The sequence below is a fragment of the Mycobacterium sp. NPDC003449 genome (genome assembly GCF_053588415.1).
In genome coordinates this window covers 18,041-37,067 of sequence record NZ_JBSFPX010000055.1, presented here as the reverse complement: position 1 = coordinate 37,067, position 19,027 = coordinate 18,041, and the positions used below count along the sequence as shown (strand labels likewise).

Below are 19,027 nucleotides of genomic sequence, written 5' to 3'. Positions count from 1 at the left end.
TTGGCGCCGACGTAGGTGGTGACCAGCGACTGCAGGATGCCCAGGAACAGCCCGGCGACGAGGACACCGACCACCGAGCCGAGCCCGGCGAGCACCACGACGAAGAATGCGAACAGGGTGTAGCGCAGGCCGACTTCCGGGGTCATGGCGTAGATGGCGCCGAGCAGCGCGCCGGCCATCGCGGTGAGGCCGGTGTAGATGGCGTACACCAGGCTGCTGATCCGTTTGACGTCGATACCCATCAGCCCGGCGTTCTCCTTGCTCTGCGCGGTGGCGCGGATCGCGAGGCCGGTGCGGGTGTAGAACAGGAACGCCAGAAACAGGCCGGTGGCGATGACGGCGAAGCCGAAGCCGGCCACCCGGATGGTGGGTGCGGTGACGCCGAGCAGCTCGATGTTGCCGGGGAAGAGGGCGGTGCGCATGGTGCGCGGGTCGTAGCCGAACGCGGTGAGCAGCCCGCCGCGGATCAGGGTGGCGAGCCCGAACGTGAACGCCAGACCCATCAGCGCGGGTAGCGCGTACTTGCTGGTGCGGACCCGGTAGATCAGCGGCGCGATCAGCCAGCCGACGACCCCGAACACCACGAACACCGCCGGGAGCAGGGCGAACGCGTCGATCTTGAATGTCTCGCTGGCCACGATCGCGGCGAACGCGCCGATCACCACCCACATCCCGACGGCCAGGTCGACGACGTCGAGGACTCCGAACGACAACGAGAAACCGATGCTGATGGCCACATAGAGACCACCGATGAGGATCCCCCCGACAAGCGCCTGCGCGAGTGCGGTCATGGGGTCCTCTCGACAGGGCAATCAGGACCCTTCGGAGGGTATCCACGCGGGCGCGTGTTATCAGCGGATCAATGGGATCGAGGCCACTGTGTTGGCGGACTGGAGGGGATGTACCGGGCAGCCGACCTCAACAGCATCAGTTACCTCACCCGTCACCAATTGGGCCCAAGAAGCGTCGTTTCCGGCGGGGCGGGGCGGATTCGGCTCGCTCTATGGCTAGCCTGGCGTGACCTCCAGGAAGTGAAATATCAATGTTGGTTCTGCACGGATTCTGGTCGTCCGGCGACCTGTGTCTGTGGGCTGAGGACTCGGCCCTGCCGGTGAAGAGCGCCAGCCAGGCGTTGCGCGCCGCCCGGCCGCATCCCTTCGCCGCGGCCGCCGATGTGATTGCCTCAATCCACGCGGGCAAGCCCGGTAACGCGGTGCTGCTGTTGCCGTCGCTTCGGACGTCGCCGCTGGACTCACCGCAATTGTTGCGGATCACGCCGCGGCCCGCGTCACGCACTGCACCGGCTCTGCTGCCGTGGGCGGTTCCGGTGATATCGCTTCCAGCGGCTTCGGCGCTGGCCGTCCTTGACGAGCCTGCGGCCGACGTGCGATACGGCGACTCGGTCAAGTACTTCGCCGATATCGCGGACTTCGCGCGAAAGTTGGTGGCGCGCGGACGCATTCTGCCCGCGCTCGGCGTCGACGAGCATCAACCTGTCGCGTTCTGGCGGCCCGTTATCCAGGGGGCCGACGTGATGGAACTGAACGCCATCGTCACAGCTATGCCGCCGGTGTGCCGCGCGGAATCAGATGCTGCCGAGGCGCCCGAGTTGGTCTCGTCGGCGTTGGCAGCTTTCGTCGACGAGCTGGCCCGCGCCGCCACACCGCCCGCCGCCGAGCTGCTTCCGCCGCGCCGCGGCCGCCGCCCGAAACGCCTCGCCGTCGAAGAAGAATGGTTGACCGCACTGTCCGCGCCGGACGGCCGGTTCGATGCGGACTTCGACGCGCTCGACGCCTTGGCCGACGCGCTGGCGCCGTGGGACGAGATCGGGATCGAGGAGCCGGGCCCGGCCCGGGCGACCTTCCGGCTCACCGAGGTGGACTCGGACGACGACGCCGCGGGCTGGCGGCTGGAGTTCCTCCTGCGGTCCGTCGCCGACCCCAGCCTGCTGGTCCCGGCGCAGCAGACCTGGGACGACGACGGCAGCTTGCGGCGTTGGCTCGACCGCCCCGAGGAACTGCTGCTCGCCGAGCTCGGCCGGGCAGTCCGCATCTACCCGGAACTGACCTCCGGTCTGCGCACCTCACGTCCTTCAGGCGTCGACCTGGACGCCGAGGGCGCCTACCACTTCCTGTCGGTTGCGGCACCTCTGCTCGATGACGCGGGTTTCGGGGTGCTGCTGCCGTCGTGGTGGGATCGGCGCCGCAAGCTGGGTCTCGCCGTGTCGGCGTCGACACCGGTCGATGGGGTGGTCGCGACGGCGAGCAGATTCGGCCGTGAGCAGCTTGTCGAATTCCGGTGGGAGCTCGCGGTCGGTGATGACACGCTCACCGAGGATGAGATCAACGCGCTGTCGCAGACCAAGGCACCCTTGATCAAGTTGCGCGGCCAATGGGTGGCGGTGGATCAGGAGCAGCTGCGTCGCGGGCTCGAATTCCTCAAGAACAACCGGTCCGAGCAGGCGAGCCCCGCCGAGATCCTGGCACTGGCGGCCCGCCATCCCGACGACACCGACACCCCGCTTGAGGTCATCTCCGTGCGGGCCGACGGATGGCTCGGTGACCTGCTCAACGGCGTTGCCGGGCAATCGATTCAACCCCTGCAACCCGCACCGGACTTCGCTGCAACGCTGCGTCCCTACCAGGAGCGGGGCTTGTCCTGGCTGGCGTTCCTGTCATCGGTGGGCCTGGGTAGCTGCCTGGCCGATGACATGGGGCTGGGCAAGACCGTGCAACTGCTTGCGCTGGAATCCGCGCAGCGTCACGACGCACCCGACACCTCGCCGACTCTGCTGCTGTGCCCCATGTCGCTGGTCGGCAACTGGCAACGGGAGGCCGCGAAATTCGCACCGGCGCTTCGGGTCTACGCCCACCACGGCGCGACGCGGTTGCGTGGCGAGGAGCTGGAAGAGCAGTTGGCCGACGTCGACCTCGTCGTCACCACGTACGCCACGGCCACGCGCGATATCGACGAACTGGAGCAGTACGCGTGGAACCGGGTGGTGCTCGACGAGGCGCAGGCCGTCAAGAACAGCCTGTCCCGCGGGGCCAAAGCGGTGCGCAGGCTCGACGCCGAGCACCGGGTCGCGCTCACCGGCACCCCCGTGGAGAACCGGCTCGCCGAATTGTGGTCCATCATGGACTTTCTCAACCCGGGCCTGCTCGGCTCGTCGGAGGTATTCCGGGCCCGGTATGCGGTGCCGGTGGAGAAGTACGGTCTGACGGAGCCGGCCGAGCGGCTGCGCCGGATCACTCGGCCCTACATTCTGCGGCGGCTCAAGACCGACCCGACCATCATCGGCGATCTGCCCGAGAAGATCGAAGTCAAGCAGTACTGCCGGCTCACCACCGAACAGGCGTCGCTGTATCAATCCATCGTCGACGAGATGATGGAGAAGATCGAGCACAGCGACGGAATCGAGAGGCGCGGCAACGTACTTGCCGCCATGACCAAACTCAAGCAGGTCTGCAACCATCCCGCGCAACTGTTGCACGACCGCTCGTCGGTCGGCGTGCGCTCAGGCAAGGTGATCCGGCTCGAGGAGATTCTGGAGGAGATTCTCGCCGAGGGCGACCGGGTGCTGTGCTTCACCCAGTTCACCGAGTTCGCCGAGATGTTGGCGCCGCATCTGGCCGCGCGGTTCGGTCAGGATGTCGCCTACCTGCACGGCGGCGTCCCGAAGAAGCGGCGCGACGAGATGGTCGAGCGGTTCCAGTCCGGCCAGGGTCCGTCGATCTTCCTGCTGTCGTTGAAGGCCGGTGGCACCGGGCTCACCCTGACTGCCGCCAATCATGTTGTGCACCTGGATCGATGGTGGAACCCCGCGGTCGAGAACCAGGCCACCGACCGCGCGTTCCGGATCGGTCAGAAGCGCACGGTACAGGTGCGCAAGTTCATCTGCACGGGCACGCTCGAGGAGAAGATCGACGACATGATCGAGCAGAAGAAAGCACTGGCGGATCTGGTGGTTGGTGACGGGGAGGGCTGGCTGACCGAGCTGTCCACCGGGGATCTGCGCACTTTGTTCGCCCTTTCGGAAGGAGCCGTCGGTGACTGACTGGTACCCGCCGTCACGGCCCCGTGCTGCCGACGGTCTGAAGGCCCGCAGCGCCCGCGGTGCGATCGCCCAGACGTGGTGGTCGCAGCGGTTCATCGCGGTGCTCGAAGGCATGGGTATGGGCAGCCGGATGCAGCGAGGCCGAAACTATGCCCGCCGCGGTCAGGTGATCTCGCTGGACGTCGGTCCGGGTCTGGTGACCGCCGAAGTGCAGGGCAGCAGGGTGCGTCCCTACCGGGTCCGCATCGGGATCGTGGCGTTTGGTAAGAGTGAATGGGCGCAGATCGAAGCCGAGCTGGCCGAGAATGCGTTTTACACAGCGGCTTTGCTCGCCGGTGAGATGCCGACGGAGATCGAGGACGTGTTCAAAGCGTTGGAGCTGCCGCTGTTTCCCACGACGGCCCGGGACCTGTCGCTGGATTGTTCGTGCCCCGACTCCGCCGTGCCGTGTAAACACCTCGCTGCGACGTTCTACCTGCTGGCCGAGGCGTTCGACGAGGACCCGTTTGCGATCCTCGCCTGGCGCGGTCGGGACCGGGAGGACCTGCTGGAGAATCTGGCCGCCGCCCGTTCGGGTGGCCGCCCGGCCGTCGACCGGGTAGGGGGCTCGGGGCCTGACCTGGCCGACTGCCTTGATTCATTCTTCGTGCGGCAGAACGATATACCTGTCTTCGGCCCTCCGGTTGCGGCGCCGACGGCACTGCTGGACCAACTGCCCGAGGTGGCGGTTGCGATTCGTGGGCGGGGGCTCGCCGAGATCCTGTGGCCGGCGTATAAGGGCTTCAGCGAGCAGGACTGAGCTACTCACGGGCCCAGATCTCGGCGAGCATGGTGGACCGCGGCAACAAGGTGTAGGCCGATGGGCCGAGGTCCCAGGCCCGCCAACTGCTGGTGCCGATCAGGTCGAGTCCTCTCATGATCGACGACTGTTGGACAATGGAGCGCTCAACATCGGGCTCGGTGAGGGGCCGCCCGTTGATCTGCCATCCGTATCCGAGCATCGGATAGACGTGCGCGGCAAGCTCTTTGGAAGCACAGGGTCCGTGCTGGGCGATCGCTCCGATGATCAGTTCGGCGATCTCGGTGGTGAAGATGTTGGGTTCGAACGCCGAGCGGAGTCGGCGTACGACGGCCAGGTCATCGGCGGCGGCGCGGGTGGGGGCGAGCAACCCGCGGCGCAACCGCAGCAGCCCGACTCTGCGCAGCACGCCGTGCAGCGCCGCCAGCGGCATCAGGTCCTCTTCGATGGCGGCCGGTCGGTCGAGCAGGTACCAGTGCGGGCGATGTTCCTGCATAGCGCGCACCAGCGTCCTCGGCAGCCGCCCACCCGGCGTGAGTTTCACCCCATCGGCGATGAGAGCGAAGAGCAGCCGCACACTTTCGGGCACTTCACCGACTACTCGGCGCACCCACTGGTCGGTGGCATCGCGATCGAACGGCCGCAATCGGTTGCCGACCCAGCTGCGCATCTGCGCGTGCTCGGGGTGGGCCGGGTCGGCGAGTACCTCGAGCAGCCCGGCATAACCGCGCGGGCCGCCACAATCCTCGGGTGGGCAGGCACCGTGTCCGTCGACGCACCCCGGCCTCTCTTCGCCCGGCCCCAGCACCTCGACGTCATGGGCCCAGTCGTCGCCGAAGTCGTAGAGGTACTCGAACCGGGGGCCGAGATCGGCCAGTCGTGCGCTCGTCTCGTCGCGCTGATCCTCCGGCCACACGTCCATCCCGGGAAGGTTCAAGCCGTAGGTGGCCTCCGCGGTGACGAACTGGTGCAGATGCGAGTCGGTCCAGCCGAGGGCCGCCTGCAGCAGGTCGTGCAACTCGGGAAGGGATGCTGCGGTCGGCACGTCGATCACCCGAGAGACCTCGGGCTCGACGTCACGCATTACTACCCGCAGGCGGGTGGTCTTCACTGTTGCGGTGTCCTATCGGCCGGTGCTGCACAACACTTCTTGTACTTGCGCCCCGATCCGCACCAGCACCTGTCATTTCGGCCGGGTGGCCACGGGATCACCTCCGCGCTACCCGCGGCGGTCAGGTGCGCGGCGTACTCGGCACGGGAATCTGGCGTATCCGGGTGGTGCCCCTCTTCGGCACACCAGGCCGTGAACGCCGCGATCCGTATCGGAGCAACCATCAGTGTCGGAAAACCCGTGTCGGAATACGACACAAGCTTGAGTTGCAACTCCCGGCAATATTGCGCGTGCGGTAGCGGTCCGTCGGGTGTCGCGATCAGATCGCTTTGGGCAAAGTCCGGCCACAGCCACACGGCCTGCTCGTAATCGCCTGCCGGAAACCAGGCCAACGCCGTCGGGCCGACCGGATCCTCGTTGGCACGGCGAGCGGGTGTCGATTCGGGAGGCCGCCAGGGCGCAGCCTGCTCCCGCGCTCGTAGGAACGTCGCCGCCTCGCGCTGGAGCTCGTCGGCGGGCAGGCGCAGCTCATCGAGGCACGTTTGTCGCTGATCGGCGAGTTGTTTCATCAGGAGCTCGGGATCTCCGGTGTGCAGCGTCAGCCGCAGGCCGTCGGTCAACCAGCCCAGCGCCGTGTCGTGCTCGCCCACGTCGGCGTACTCGAGTCCGGCGTTGTTGTACACCCACACGTCCTCGGGGGTGGCGGCCCGCACCGCAGCCCAGATCGGTTCCGCCTCGGCAACTCGGCCCGCGCGCATCAGGATCTCTGCCCGCAGACACCGCGCGTCGGGATGCATCCGCATACCGGTGGCGACCACTGCGTCAGCGGCGGCCAGAGCGTCGTCGAAGCGACCAAGTTGCTGGTACTCCATCGCAAGGTCCAGGTACAGGTCGCCGAGGTCGAACATCTCGCTGGCGGCCGGGTCGGTGGTGCAGGCCTGCACGGCGCGCTCCAACACGTCCGCGTGCCGGCCCGGGTCCGGTGGTTGCGCGGTACCCGCCGCTTCCAACTCTCGTGCCAACCGATCCAGCTCACTGGTCATATCGGCATCCTGCCGGAAGGTCGAGACGATGTCCGATCTGGGCTCTCGATGCCCCCCGGAAAACCGGATATGGGCGACCCGTGGCCCAAGGTGTGGATGGGGGAAGACCCACGGACGTTTGGGGCGCTATGGCGATTGGTGCCAGGGATCGATGACGGCCACACCGGTGGCCTCGAACGCTGCCGCGTCGCGGCTGGCTACCGTCATCCCGTTGGCGGCCGCCGTCGCGGCGATGTAGCCGTCGGCGACACCGACGGCCAGTCCCGCTGCCCGGGCTTTGGACATGAGGTCGGCGTAACTTTGCGATGCCGGTAGATCGAATGCGAGTATGCGGCCGGCGAACAGGGGAAGCACCTGGGTTTCCAAGCTGTGGCGCAGCCTGTCTCGACGCTTCCCGGCGGGCAACGACGCCGCTCCGAAGCGCAGTTCCGCCACCGTGATCGCCGACAGATAGAGGATTTCGAGCGGTTGTGCATCGATCCATTCGACGACGCGTGCGTCCGGGACCTTACGCAAAGGTTCCGATATGACGTTCGTGTCGACGAGGATCATTCGAACTCGATGGGTTGCGCCGGAGCATTCTCGCGCTGGTCGAAGACCGCGAAATCCTCATCGCTGAGTTTCGCGTGGTGGCCGATATGGGCGAGGAGGGTCCCGAGCTTTACCCGTCCCTCTGGCTTGACCGCTTCCTCCAAGATGGCACGCACTTCGGCTTCGGTACTTCGACCGTGATGTGCAGCCCGGATTCGAAGGGCGCGGTGGACCTCATCGGGAAGATTGCGCACCGTCAGAGCTGCCATGAGTCACCACCTCTAGTTGCATTCAATGCAGTCATTCTACTCAGATGCAGTCACGGTGTGCACGCCCTGCCGAAGGCCGGCCAACGCGGATGCGTCTGGATGGGTGGTGGCAGTTGTGCTTGATGCGGGGCCGCTGAATGTGACCGACCAGTGGGTGGTGCTCGTCGATCCGGCGTACATGTCCGAAGATGAGATGGCCAAGCTGCAGGCGCTGGCGTTGGAAGAGCAAGGGACTGTCAACGGGATGCTGATCGCGGTAGGGGACGCGGACGACGCCACGGCAAACGCGGTGGTGGCCGCGGGCGGCGGCGGTGGTTGGGGTGGTGCGGAATTCGGCGCCATGCTCGGCGCATTCGGAGGTCCAGCTGCGCCGCTGACAGTCCCTCTTGGGGCAGTCGCTTTCGGCCTTGGCGGGTCTCTCGGCGGCGCCAGATTGGGCAAGTTCATTGGGGAATATGCGTGTCCTTATTGAATCTTCCCGAACCAGCGGGCTGGGCCAAGAGTGGCCGGCTACCGATATGGGCAGTCTTAGGAATCATCGCGATTCTTGCCTTCATGACGATTGAAGGAGCTCTGGCCGCAATCCGCGGCAGCTACTTGACAGCTGTTGTGGTGTTTGGGCTGCTCACGTTTCCCGTGATGTTGTGCCTGACATTGCTGTTGGCTGCTGCCGGCAAGACGCGAACGCGAACGTCATCCGATGCGACGGGATTCACCGTGTGGCCGGACAGACGGTTCGGCGTGCTGTATTTCATTGGGCTGATTGTGCTGGCTCCATCTGCAATTCTCTATGCGATCTTCGTACCACGGGGTGTGGTCGATATTTCAATGTCGCGGGGGATGCAGATTTTCTCCCCCGCATTGATGATTGCCGCCGCCGTAGTCGCGGTCGTCGGCTTGGTCGCTGGAGTGCGGCGTAGAAGCGTCGGCCATCTCAAGTTCACGCCGGCGCTGGTCGAGATCGCCGACGTGCTCAAGACCAGAACGGTGGAATGGAATGACATCGTCGACATCAAGGATCATTCGGACACCAAAGACGGAAAACGGGCTGGCAGATCGGTGGTGTTGTGCCTTCGCGACGGCAGCGAGAAGGTCGTCGGCGGCCTCAATCTGTATGTCCCTACCGGTGTTCCGCTGTATTGGATGACGCGGCACTACTGGCGACACGCCGAGGATCGGATGGAGTTGGTGGACGCGAGGGCCGGCGACCGGCTGCGTGACGGACGGTTCGATCTCGGGTAGTACGGCCAGGCCGACCATCGCCCCCACTTTCATTGGGGGCACACTGAAACCGTGGTTTCACCGCAGACGGATGCCGCCGACCAGATCCGCATGCACGCCCTGCGCCTCCTCGCGGTTGCGCAGAACGGCTTGACGTTCGCTCACGATCCTTTCGACCGGCAGCGGTATGGCGAGGTACGTCGGTGCGGCGAAGAGATGCTGAACCTGGTAAGTGACTGTGAACTAACTGAGTTGCGCGCCTTCGCTGCTCGCGAAAGTGGTTACATGACACCCAAGGTCTCGGTGCGGGGCGCGATCTTCAGTTCCGAGGGCGAGGTCCTGCTCGTCCGGGAACGAGCCGACGGACTCTGGACACTTCCGGGAGGGTGGTGCGATGTCCTGGAAAGCCCGTCGCAAGCCGTGGTGAAGGAGGTGCGCGAGGAGGCCGGTCTCGTCGTCGATGCCGAGAAGCTCGTCGCGGTGTTCGACCGGGACAAACAGGACGTCCAGCCGCCACCGCTCTTTCACGTCCACCAGATGTTTTTCCTGTGTCGGGAACGGGGCCGTGTGCCGCGCGACCTCACCGAGACGACCGCCGTCGAATGGTTCGGCGTGGATGCGCTACCGCCGTTGTCGGCGTCCGTTCACGAGGTGCAGATACGCCTGGTGCACACCCACTGGCTCGACCCGACCCTCCCGACGGTCTTCGACTGAAATCCAGTAGTACTGACACTCGGAATCGAAACCGGTCGGTGTGACGTTCGAACTCGAAGAACTTAAGGAGACGTGATGACTTTCGCGCGCCCGACGGACACGGCATCGGCGGTGCTGGAACAACTCCCGGTCTCGGCATGGCATTGGCGGCTGGTGGTGCTCGTCGGCATCGGGACGTTCTTCGACCTGTATGAGGTGTTTCTCGGCGGTGTACTGGCCCCGGTGCTGGCCGTCGAGTTCGGTCTCGGCACGGCGGGCAAGGCAATCGTGATCGCTGCCGGCTTCGCCGGAATGTTCGTCGGCGCCAATGCACTCTCGATCGCCGCCGACCGGTTCGGACGTCGACGCATCTTCATCCTCAACATGTTGCTGTATTCGCTGTTCACCTTCGCGGCGGCCTTCGCCCCCAACATCGAGGTGTTCGTGCTGTTGCGGTTCCTGGCCGGTTTCGGGTTGGGCGCCGAGCTCGTGCTCGTCGACTCCTACCTTGCGGAGATGGTGCCCGCGCGGGTTCGGGGGCGCATGACGGCATGGGCCTACACGATCGGGTTTCTCGGCGTGCCGCTGGCGGCGCTGCTCGGCGGCAAGTTCGTCGCCCACCAGGAGATCCTCGGCATCGACGGCTGGCGCTGGCTGCTGTTGCTCGGTGGCCTCGGCGCGGTGTTCGTGCTGGCGGTGCGCCCGATGCTGCCGGAGTCACCGCGTTGGCTGGAGAGCCGGGGCCGCCACCGCGAAGCGTGGGAGGTGATCGAGTCCGTGGTGGCCAAAGTCGCGCCGAACACGCCGCTGGCGGAGGTGCGTCGGTCGGCGCGCACCGCGGACGGTGACGCAGCGCCGAGCGTCGGTGAGGTCCTGCGGATCGCGTTCCGTGACTACCGGCCGCGCAGCGTCATGCTGATTATCTTCCAGATCCTGCAGACGGCGGCCTACTACGGATTCGGCACACTGGCCCCACTTGTGCTGGTCAACAAGGGTTTCCATGTCACCGAGTCGTTGGGTTACGCGGCGCTGAGTTTCGCCGGCTATCCGATCGGCTCGTTGCTGTCGATACCGCTGGTGGAGCGCTTCGAACGCAAATATCTGATCATCGCTTCCGCGTTGGGGATTGCCGTGTTCGGCGTGGTGTTCGCGGCGGCAAGCCAGGTGCCGGTGATCGTGGTTGCCGGCTTCCTGCTCACCGCGATCTCCAACGTGTTCTCCAACGCCTTCCACATCTATCAAGCCGAGATCTTCCCCACCGCGATCCGCAGTACGGCCAGCGGCGCGGCGTATTCGTTGTCCCGCGCGACGTCGGTGGTGCTGCCCCTCATCGCTGTTCCCATGCTGGCGGCGTTCGGTCCCGTGGCGGTGTTCACCGGTTCGGCGGTGTTGATCGTGCTGCTGTGTCTCGACGTCGCCGTCCTCGGGCCGCGCAGCACCGGACGGCAACTCGAAGAGGTGCAGAGGATCTCCTGAGCGTCCGCACCGATCGCGCTGTCAGCTTTCCCGGTTGGCGTCGTGCCATGCCTGCCAGATGTCGGGGCGCAGCCGCCCGCGGTCGGGAACCGGCAGCCCGGCCGCCCGGGCCCAGGTGCGGACCTCGGCGGTGCTGGGTCCGGTCGCCTGAGCCGGCGTCGCGGCGTCGACCCGAACGGGCGAAATGCGTTGTTGTGCCGCAGATTCGGTGGTGGCCCAGGCGTGTGAGGCGGCGAGGAAACGGTAGGTCCATTCCTCGGCCAGCGGGCGGGCTTCGCAGAACACGATCGGCACGTTCGGCCACCGGACCTGCAGTTCGGCCAGCCCGTCGGCGACCACCGCGGGCCTGACATAGTCGAGCTTGAACAGTTGCGAGTAGCGGTCCTCGACGACGACCGCCGCGCGCGGTAGCGCCGCCAGGTCGGCGACCTGATAGCGAAGCCTGCCGTTGGTCAGGCTGGAGGCCAGATCGGCCAGGGACTTGCGTTCGACGCTGGCGACCAATTGGCCGTCGACCTCCAAACCGTAGTCGCCGCACGGCAATGCCTTGGGCACGGTGGTGGCCTGCTGGGTGGCGAACCGGTAGGCGTAGCGCTCGTGGGAGTCGACGAGGATCTGCAGCTCCTCGAGCCCCTGCGCGCGAGCGCTCGGGGTGCGCACATTCGGACGTGCCTGCTTCCGGGTGCGCGGCGACTGCCAGAACACCACGTCGCGACCGCGGGCGGTGGTGAACACCAGCTGGGAGCGGTTCTCTCTGGACCGGTGCACAATCACGTCGATCGATGCGCCCCGGCGCTGGCAGGACCGAAGGGGGAGGCGTTCGACAATCTCGGGATCTGCCGGCCACTCGTCGAGGCTGACTGGATGGCAGTACAGGGCCTTGACCCGCGGCCAGGTGTCCGATGTCCGGAACACCAGGTCGCCGCCGGACTGCGGAACCCGCAGCAGATAGCCCAGCCGGGAATCTTCGGCCGGGTTGCGTGCAATGACCAACTCCGCCACAGCTCGAGTGTGCCTGGTGGGGAGGGCCGCGATTCCTCATAGGTCCCCGCGATACAGAATGTAGTCGAACGACAACATTCGAGAAAGATGCCGAACGGCTACATTGCGAGATGTTGTCGAACGACTACATCGAGGTGAAACATGCAGGTCAGGACGATGGGCGATCTCGGTGCACTCGTCCGTTCGGCCCGCGCAGCTCGCGGGATGACACAGGCGGACCTCGCTCAGCAACTGCGCACGAGCCGGGACTGGGTTGTCCGCCTGGAGAAGGGGCATCCTCGGCTCGAAGCGCAACGGGTGCTCGATGCCCTCCGTGTCGTTGGTGTGAGCCTCGAAGCGACCGCTCCACAGACGCCGCCGAGTGCCGTCCGTAAACAACGGACCGCTCCCCAGAAGCGAAAGCCCGCGAGGGCGCCGTCAGCCCCCGTAGATCCGCTCGACGAACTGTTCGGCACGGGGAGAACGTGATGGCGGCCCGGACCCTGCAGGCCGCTGGCAATTGAATCGCCACGGTCATCCCGCACAAACTCTGAGCTCATTGATCTTGGTTTCTGCAACGACCGAAATGAAGCGGGGCTGCAATCACAATGAGTGGAACCCACATTGTGAGATGCACAATGCACGGACGCACGTAGGCGGTACCAGGTTTCCTGCGTAGTCATTGACCATCGGTTCTCCCGGTGGGGCGCTGGAGAATGCGTAGGTCGGTCCTCAACTGTGGGTGATGACGTTGAGCTCCAAGTCGGCGCCGACCGCATGCGCGTAGCGCAGCAGCGTGGACAATTTTGGGTCGCCGGTTTGGTTCTCGAACTTGGAGACAACGCTCCGATGAACGCCGATGATGTCGGCGACGTGAGAAGCGGACAGGCCGCGTGCTTCGCGGGCAACCTTGAGGTCGCGGATGACGCGGCGAAGATCGCGCGTCATGGTGGTTGCCCGACGTGATGCTTCTGACGTGACGGGCGTAGTGCTGTGCGGCATGAGCGCTCCTCTCGATCGTGTTGCATTATAGTGCAACAAAGTGTGCCAGGGCTAGCGGTTTCCGAAGGGCCGGATCCCGTAGCCGCACGCTCGAAACCACTACTTGGTGTATGCCATCGCCTTGCGGATCTGATCACGCTGTTTGATCGGCGCTCGTAGGTCACGCGGATCTTTGCATCCGTATCCCACCGCGACCACGGTGTTGGTGGGGCTGTCGGGCTCGGAGAAGTACAGCCGATGTTCGACACCTCGCTTCCCTTTGATCTTGAGCTCGCCGAGGCGAGGAGGTTCTTTGAGCTGTGCTGGTAGACGCGGCAACGGGGCGCGGTAGTCGTAGCCGTCGTCACGGCCGATTGCCGCGGCAAGTCCACCGGGCGCTTGTGAGTCCTCGATCAAACCCATCAACTCGCCGTGGGCGAACGGATCAGACAGCTGCAGCCGATCAAGTGCTTCGACGGCAACGGGCGCGTACTCCCAGACGCACCCGCCACGGATGACGAGAGAAACGTACTCAGTCAGCTTCTCGCCTCCGCCCACCGTCGTTGCGACGTACGGTACGGCGGAGGGGTGACAGGAACCGGCATACTCGCGTCGCCCCACCGATGTCGCCGCCGGACTGGGGAACAGGCTGCGAGTAGACCCAATCGAGAACCGTCGTCTGAGCTCCGCACCATGACTACCCCCGGCAGGCCCGCGCCCATATCCGGCGGCGTAACGGGGCGAATGCGATGGAGCGGTCTGAGCGCGCCGTACAGCAAACTCACAGGTGATCTCCAGGATGCGCCTGAGAGAATTGCTGCGGACGCGTCGGGGGCGCACCGTACAGGGGGGACGATGGCTGATCTGCAGGTGACACCGGAAGTGTTGCGGCAGGTGTCGACGGAATTCGGCGCCGCGGCGCAGCAGTTGCGTGACGGCCTCGGTGCGCTGGACAGCGAAGTCGCGCAGATGCTGGGGCCGAGCTGGACCGGGGGCGCGGCATCGGCCTATGACGCGGTGTGGCGCGAGTGGCATGAGGGCTCGTCGAAGGTGCTTGCGGGGTTGACGACGATGTCGGACCTGTTGACCTCGGCCGCTGCGCGGTACGGCGGGACCGACCGGGCCGGCGGGGCGATGATCGACGAATCGGGGATGTAGCGGCATGGGCGCTTTCAAGGTGGATCCGGCCGTGTTGTTGGCGGCTGCCGATCGGATGTCGCAGTTCGAGCAGCACATGGAACAGACGGTGGCGCAGTTGGCCGCGGTCGAGCATCAACTGGGTACGACGTGGGACGGCGAGGGTGGGCAGGCGCAAGCCGCGGCCCAGCAGCAGTGGACCGAGGGCGCGGCCGAGATGCGGCGGGCACTAGCCGATCTGCGCACGGTCGCCGAGCGCGCGCACGAGAACTACCACGGTGCGGCGCAAATGAATTTGCGCAACTGGGCTTAGCGGGTGGGCGGATACGAGGTTGATCCCGCGGCGTTGGCTGCTTCGGGGAAAAGCGTTGGTGCGCAGGGTGATGTGGTGATCGCGGCGCTGAATACGCTGGATTCGGCGTTGACCGGGTCGGGGTTGATGTGCGGCACCGACGAGGCGGGCCTGGCATTCTTCCTCGACTACCGCAAGGGCGGGCAGGCGGTGATCTCGGCGGGCGAGTCGGCGGTGAATGCCTTCCGCAATGTCGGCTACGGCGTCGAGGTGTCGGCGCACAACTATTCGGTCAGCGATGCGGTCTCGACCGTCGGCGGTGGCCGCGAATCGATTCCGGTTCCGGCAGAACCGACGAAGTACTCGGCGTCGGGGGTGCCGGGTCAGTCGGGTCCGGAGATTCCGCAACCCAGTTTGTGGTCGATTGTCCAGCAGTTCGTTGGTGGGAGCTGGCCGAACGGCAATCCGGACACCATGCGCGCCGTGGCGGGGGCGTGGCGAGCGTTCGGTACCGCGGTATCGACGGCATCGGGCGACGCCGGCGACTGTCTGTCGGGCGTGAGCGGTCATGACATTCCCGAGCTGGTGCACATCACCGACGCACTGAACACCTTGACCAGCCGCTCCGGTGACCTGGCCGGCAAATGCAATGCGATCGCCGAGCAGCTGGAGACGTTCGCCGGCGAGGTGCAGAGCTCACAGGACGCGATCCGCGACCTGCTGCACCGGCTCAGCGCCTCCGGAATTCTCAGCGAGATCGGCAAGATCTTCAGCGGCCACAATCCGATGGACGATCTCAAACAGATCGGCCACGACATCTCGGAGATCCTGCACACCCTCAGCCGTGAACTGGAGGCCAGCGCCTCCGGCTTCCAACTCCTCATCGACGGCATGGACGGGCTGGTCCGCGATTTCGAGGAGTGGGACCGCAAGGTGTTCACCCAGTTTTTCGGTGATCAAGTCGGCAATGTCTTGGCTGACCGTGTCAATGCCTATGCCGATCTGGAGGAGGGGTTGGCGAAATCGGTGCTCGGAACTGCCGAGTCGATACCGACGCTGCTGGCCCACCCGGTCGACACCGTCAAAGGCATCGTGACCCTCGAGAAGGACGCGGCGGAGTTTCTCAACCCGCTTGGGCCGCTGCTCGACCCGGAAGGGCAGCAGCAGGCCGGCGATCATCTCCTCGAGGCCGGGAAAACCCTTGTGGATTACGAGGATCTGACCAGCGACCGCCCGATGGTCGGGGTGGGCGTGAACATCGGCAACATCGCGCAAGTGCTGATCCCCGGCGCGGGCGAGGCCAAGGCCGGTCTCACCGCGGGCCGGGCGGGGGAGGAAGCAGCCCAGATAGCCCGTGCGGAAGGCAAAGCCACGCGGGGAGGGGTGGAAGCTCTCGGGAAAACCAGTGGCAAGGAGCTCGCCGACCAGGCCGGCAAGATCGGCACGGACCTCGACGGGCTGGGCACCAAACCGGTGGAGGTGCCCAAGGCACCCGAACCCGTGGCGCGGCCCACGGAGTCGGGGCCCGCTCCGGCGGCGAAGCCGGCCGAGGACGGTGCGTCGGGAGGCAACACCGGCGCCGGGAAGGCCCCGGTCGACGCTGGAGCGCGACCGGGTGCAGAGGCATCGCCTCATGGCGGGAGTGAACCGCCGGTGGCCGGGCATGGGGCCGGGGAACCGGCTCCCGGTGCGCCCCACGGCAACGGTTCACATGCGCCGGCGCCGGTGCACGCGTCGACGGGTGAAGGTGCCCCGAGTAGCGCTGGGCCGCACGAGGCGTCCGCGGCGGGCGGCGCGGCTCCGCATGAAGCGCCCGCACCGCAGGAGATGGCTGACGCGCACAGTGATGGGCATGGGGGATGGGAACCGGCTCAGGGAGACATTTCTGGTCACGGGACGTCGCACAACGGTGAATCGGTACCTCCACGTGATGGTCCGGACGGGAGCGGACCCAACGATGAGCCGAATAACCCTCCGCATACGGGATTACATGATCCGCCGCTGAATCAGGGTGTTCCCGGCGATGCCTTACCGGACCTTACGGACATCAACAAGGAATATCGACTCTCCAACGGTGAGGTCGACCCGGACCGATTCGGAGAATGGGCGCAAAAAGTATCGGATGAATATCCTTCACTCACCAAGGACGGCGTGGAAGGCGTGTACGACTACACAACCGAGAATTATGACGGCATGAATCCGTATCTCCGAAATGTAGATCCTTTGAACCCTCTTCAACAGGATATACTTGATGCGAATGCTATTGATCAGATGACCGACGCTCAAAGGGCGCATTGGGAAGAACGGATTAGCCATGCAGACGAGGGTCTTTCCGGCCTGCCGCCGTACCGCGGCGATCCTGATGACCCGTTCTCGACGACATGGCGCGGAATGAGGGCAACGGACTCGTTGCTTGACCAGTTTGTCGAAGGAAGATTGTTCAGTGATCCTGCGTATCTGAGCACATCAACGGATTCGCACGTCGCCGAGCAATTTGCACGGGGTGCCGGTGAAAACCAGACGCCGACGTTGTTGAAAATCGAAGGTTACGATGGAGTTGACGTCAAGCAATTGTCACGATACATGCAAGAATCGGAGATATTGTTTCCGCGCGGCACTGAATTTGAGGTGGTATCCAGGACGTTGGGGGATGACGGCGTCTTAAGGATAATTCTGAGGCAGGTGTTTCGATGACTACAATTCTGACGAGCGTGGACGCGATTGGTGACGCTCTGCGCCAGCGTATGCGAGTGGGCGAGGGGCTATCTGTCCCGTACGCGCGTAAATGGTCAATTGGCGGGTGTGAACCATTGCATTCGCTGTGGGGTTACCCACATGACTCGCTTTTGGACTTGTCGCGTGGACTATCGCAACTCGATGTCCCTGTAGCGGCGACCGATGACTCAGTTGTTATCAACATTAATGAGGCAAGTATCTGGATTGCGGCAAATGGTAGTTCGCGAGCCGCTGATCGAGCCTCGGCATTTCTGATTGGGCGTCAGGGTGAAGGGGTACCAGTGGTCGTCGTTAATTCATCGGAGGTAGCGATCGAGTTGCTAAGTGCCCTTCCGATCCCGGCCGAGGAATGCCCAAGCAGCGAACTCATCCAGATTGGGTTTCCTGGTATTCATTTGGAAGATCGCATATACGTCGGTAGCTGGCAATGGAATATTCATGCAGAGGTGCGTGGGGAGGAGTTCGTATGTCGCACAGCGAATGCGGCTTTGAATGCGATCCGGTCGAAGGAAGTTGAGCATGGCGGCTGATATCGCGGATACGCTTGCGAACCTTCCTGCAGCGCCGGGCATTACCTTCCGCGGCATGTCTGGTGTGCCTGCGCCATCTGCCTTCACTCTGGCGACGGTTCTACCGACGTCGATGGATCCTCGTGTGGCCACTGAGAACTTCACCGCAGAACGTGTGGTCGCCATTGTTACCGTCACCGGTCGATTTATCGGCCCGCTATCACGGCATCCAGATGAGCTGGAAGTGGCACTATTGCCCGCGACTTTGCTAGTTCCAGTCGGTTCAGTCGCAGTGGCCGGGGTGGAGAACGAAGTTGTGCTGCTTGCGGAGACTGGTACGGCACCTGGGCTTCCGGAAGATTTGCCAGATCTCGAAAGCGCTGTGAAGGAACGGGTGAGGGAGGCTCTCCTACGTGAACCTGTAATCGTTCGTTCGCCTGGGCGGTTCGCCCCAATGCGCGGTATTGCGCCCGGTCGGTGAGGGAAACCAGGCGTGCCTGACGCGCTCGTATTGCAGAAGCTGCTCGCAACTCCGGTGGCGACCGCGATCGTGGAGACCGGGGCGGACCAAGTTGGTGGCTTTGTGACCTGAGTTTGGACACCTTGCCCGGTTGTCGGAGCTGGTAGTTGTTTGACCTGCAGCGTTGCTTCGGCGAGTGGGTGTTTTGGGGTACTAACCGGGTAGGTTCGTGCGGTGGCGTACGTGCGGAAAGTGCGCACTGCCTCGGGTGCGGTGGCGGTGCAGGTGGCCCGCAAGGACGCGGGCAAGGTGGTGATCCTGGCGCATCTGGGTTCTGCGCATACCGACGCCGAACTGGGCGTTCTGCTCGAACAGGCCAAGGCGATGGTCATCGGCGGCCAGGTGGCCCTCGACTTCGAGGTGTCCGCTCGGGCCCAATCGATGGCCGATGTCGCTGATTTCCGTGCACAGGCACTGATCCCTGATCCGTCCAGACCTGCCGGAGTAGGTCCGGTGGTGCCGCCGGGGCGCACAGTCGGGACCAGCTCACGGCTGCTCTATGACCTGCTCGGCCACGTCTACGACTGGCTCGGCTTCGACGCCGTCGGCGATGCGGTGTTTCGCGATTTGGTGATTGCTCGGATCGTCGAGCCGACCAGCAAGCTCGACGCCTCCCGCGTGCTCGCTGACCTTGGTGCCCAGTTGGTGTCCTACAAGACCATCGACCGTCA

Annotated in this window: 20 protein-coding genes and 2 pseudogenes; 14 read left to right on the top strand and 8 right to left on the bottom strand. The window is 64.9% G+C overall.

What is annotated here, in order from left to right:
- Nucleotides 1-791: branched-chain amino acid ABC transporter permease (locus ACWDTP_RS16295; RefSeq protein WP_450021455.1), on the bottom strand; the 791-nt coding region annotated here is incomplete at its 3' end.
- 251 nt (nucleotides 792-1,042) lie between these two features.
- Here ACWDTP_RS16295 and ACWDTP_RS16290 point away from each other — a divergent pair.
- Nucleotides 1,043-4,057: a DEAD/DEAH box helicase gene (locus ACWDTP_RS16290; protein WP_450021453.1), complete on the top strand. Its 3,015-nt coding sequence runs from the start codon at nucleotides 1,043-1,045 to the stop codon at nucleotides 4,055-4,057.
- Nucleotides 4,050-4,856 (top strand): SWIM zinc finger family protein, encoded by an 807-nt coding sequence (locus ACWDTP_RS16285; protein WP_450021451.1) that lies wholly within the window; start codon nucleotides 4,050-4,052, stop codon nucleotides 4,854-4,856. The genes ACWDTP_RS16290 and ACWDTP_RS16285 overlap by 8 nt, the downstream gene beginning before the upstream one ends.
- 1 nt (nucleotide 4,857) lies before the next feature.
- Here ACWDTP_RS16285 and ACWDTP_RS16280 read toward each other — a convergent pair whose 3' ends face one another.
- From ACWDTP_RS16280 to ACWDTP_RS16265, 4 genes are all read right to left on the bottom strand, one after another.
- Nucleotides 4,858-5,967 (bottom strand): plasmid pRiA4b ORF-3 family protein, encoded by a 1,110-nt coding sequence (locus ACWDTP_RS16280; protein WP_450021449.1) that lies wholly within the window; start codon nucleotides 5,965-5,967, stop codon nucleotides 4,858-4,860.
- Nucleotides 5,964-7,010: an SEC-C metal-binding domain-containing protein gene (locus ACWDTP_RS16275; protein ID WP_450021447.1), complete on the bottom strand. Its 1,047-nt coding sequence runs from the start codon at nucleotides 7,008-7,010 to the stop codon at nucleotides 5,964-5,966. Before ACWDTP_RS16275 ends, ACWDTP_RS16280 begins: the two co-directional genes overlap by 4 nt.
- A 126-nt stretch (nucleotides 7,011-7,136) precedes the next feature.
- Nucleotides 7,137-7,562: a PIN domain-containing protein gene (locus ACWDTP_RS16270; protein ID WP_450021445.1), complete on the bottom strand. Its 426-nt coding sequence runs from the start codon at nucleotides 7,560-7,562 to the stop codon at nucleotides 7,137-7,139.
- Nucleotides 7,559-7,810, bottom strand: coding sequence for a FitA-like ribbon-helix-helix domain-containing protein (locus tag ACWDTP_RS16265; protein WP_450021444.1), 252 nt, complete (start codon nucleotides 7,808-7,810; stop codon nucleotides 7,559-7,561). The genes ACWDTP_RS16270 and ACWDTP_RS16265 overlap by 4 nt, the downstream gene beginning before the upstream one ends.
- Nucleotides 7,811-7,916: 106 nt before the next feature.
- On the opposite strand from ACWDTP_RS16265, the gene ACWDTP_RS16260 reads away from it, so the two are divergent.
- The 5 genes and pseudogenes from ACWDTP_RS16260 to ACWDTP_RS16240 all read left to right on the top strand — a co-directional run bounded on the left by ACWDTP_RS16260 (nucleotide 7,917) and on the right by ACWDTP_RS16240 (nucleotide 11,200).
- On the top strand, nucleotides 7,917-8,282 hold the full coding sequence (locus tag ACWDTP_RS16260; protein ID WP_450021442.1) for a hypothetical protein: 366 nt from the start codon (nucleotides 7,917-7,919) through the stop codon (nucleotides 8,280-8,282).
- Between the two features lie 83 nt (nucleotides 8,283-8,365).
- Nucleotides 8,366-9,052 carry a hypothetical protein gene (locus ACWDTP_RS16255; protein WP_450021440.1) on the top strand — a complete coding sequence of 229 codons (687 nt, stop codon included), beginning with the start codon at nucleotides 8,366-8,368 and terminating at the stop codon, nucleotides 9,050-9,052.
- A 90-nt stretch (nucleotides 9,053-9,142) separates the two neighbouring features.
- Nucleotides 9,143-9,280 (top strand): annotated as a pseudogene (locus ACWDTP_RS16250) (NUDIX hydrolase N-terminal domain-containing protein); the annotation flags it as partial.
- Between the two features lie 36 nt (nucleotides 9,281-9,316).
- Entirely contained in the window at nucleotides 9,317-9,745 is a 429-nt protein-coding gene (locus tag ACWDTP_RS16245; protein ID WP_450021457.1) for an NUDIX domain-containing protein, read from the top strand.
- 75 nt (nucleotides 9,746-9,820) lie between these two features.
- A complete protein-coding gene (locus tag ACWDTP_RS16240) occupies nucleotides 9,821-11,200 on the top strand; it encodes an MFS transporter (protein WP_450021438.1) in 1,380 nt (459 codons plus the stop codon).
- Between the two features lie 21 nt (nucleotides 11,201-11,221).
- Here the strand turns inward: ACWDTP_RS16240 and ACWDTP_RS16235 are convergent, their stop codons facing one another.
- A complete protein-coding gene (locus ACWDTP_RS16235; RefSeq protein ID WP_450021436.1) occupies nucleotides 11,222-12,202 on the bottom strand; it encodes an ERCC4 domain-containing protein in 981 nt (326 codons plus the stop codon).
- Nucleotides 12,203-12,343: 141 nt separating this feature from the next.
- Between ACWDTP_RS16235 and ACWDTP_RS16230 the strand changes: the two genes are divergently transcribed.
- Entirely contained in the window at nucleotides 12,344-12,670 is a 327-nt protein-coding gene (locus tag ACWDTP_RS16230) for a helix-turn-helix domain-containing protein (protein ID WP_450021434.1), read from the top strand.
- A 243-nt stretch (nucleotides 12,671-12,913) separates the two neighbouring features.
- Here the strand turns inward: ACWDTP_RS16230 and ACWDTP_RS16225 are convergent, their stop codons facing one another.
- Together ACWDTP_RS16225 and ACWDTP_RS16220 are read right to left on the bottom strand one after the other, a co-directional pair.
- On the bottom strand, nucleotides 12,914-13,183 hold the full coding sequence (locus ACWDTP_RS16225) for a helix-turn-helix domain-containing protein (RefSeq protein ID WP_450021432.1): 270 nt from the start codon (nucleotides 13,181-13,183) through the stop codon (nucleotides 12,914-12,916).
- 99 nt (nucleotides 13,184-13,282) lie between these two features.
- Nucleotides 13,283-13,720, bottom strand: a complete 438-nt coding sequence (locus ACWDTP_RS16220) for a hypothetical protein (protein ID WP_450021430.1) — start codon at nucleotides 13,718-13,720, stop codon at nucleotides 13,283-13,285.
- A 297-nt stretch (nucleotides 13,721-14,017) separates the two neighbouring features.
- On the opposite strand from ACWDTP_RS16220, the gene ACWDTP_RS16215 reads away from it, so the two are divergent.
- The 6 genes and pseudogenes from ACWDTP_RS16215 to ACWDTP_RS16190 all read left to right on the top strand — a co-directional run.
- Complete coding sequence (locus ACWDTP_RS16215; RefSeq protein WP_450021428.1) at nucleotides 14,018-14,320, top strand: WXG100 family type VII secretion target; 303 nt, start codon at nucleotides 14,018-14,020, stop codon at nucleotides 14,318-14,320.
- A gap of 4 nt (nucleotides 14,321-14,324) precedes the next feature.
- The gene (locus ACWDTP_RS16210) at nucleotides 14,325-14,612 is read left to right on the top strand and encodes a WXG100 family type VII secretion target (RefSeq protein ID WP_450021426.1); all 288 of its coding nucleotides are present in this window, start codon (nucleotides 14,325-14,327) and stop codon (nucleotides 14,610-14,612) included.
- A 3-nt stretch (nucleotides 14,613-14,615) separates the two neighbouring features.
- Nucleotides 14,616-17,285 carry an ADP-ribosyltransferase gene (locus ACWDTP_RS16205; protein ID WP_450021424.1) on the top strand — a complete coding sequence of 890 codons (2,670 nt, stop codon included), beginning with the start codon at nucleotides 14,616-14,618 and terminating at the stop codon, nucleotides 17,283-17,285.
- Entirely contained in the window at nucleotides 17,282-17,857 is a 576-nt protein-coding gene (locus ACWDTP_RS16200) for a hypothetical protein (protein WP_450021422.1), read from the top strand. Before ACWDTP_RS16205 ends, ACWDTP_RS16200 begins: the two co-directional genes overlap by 4 nt.
- Nucleotides 17,847-18,317: a hypothetical protein gene (locus tag ACWDTP_RS16195; protein ID WP_450021420.1), complete on the top strand. Its 471-nt coding sequence runs from the start codon at nucleotides 17,847-17,849 to the stop codon at nucleotides 18,315-18,317. Before ACWDTP_RS16200 ends, ACWDTP_RS16195 begins: the two co-directional genes overlap by 11 nt.
- A gap of 213 nt (nucleotides 18,318-18,530) precedes the next feature.
- A pseudogene (locus tag ACWDTP_RS16190) lies at nucleotides 18,531-19,027 on the top strand (IS1634 family transposase); the annotation flags it as partial.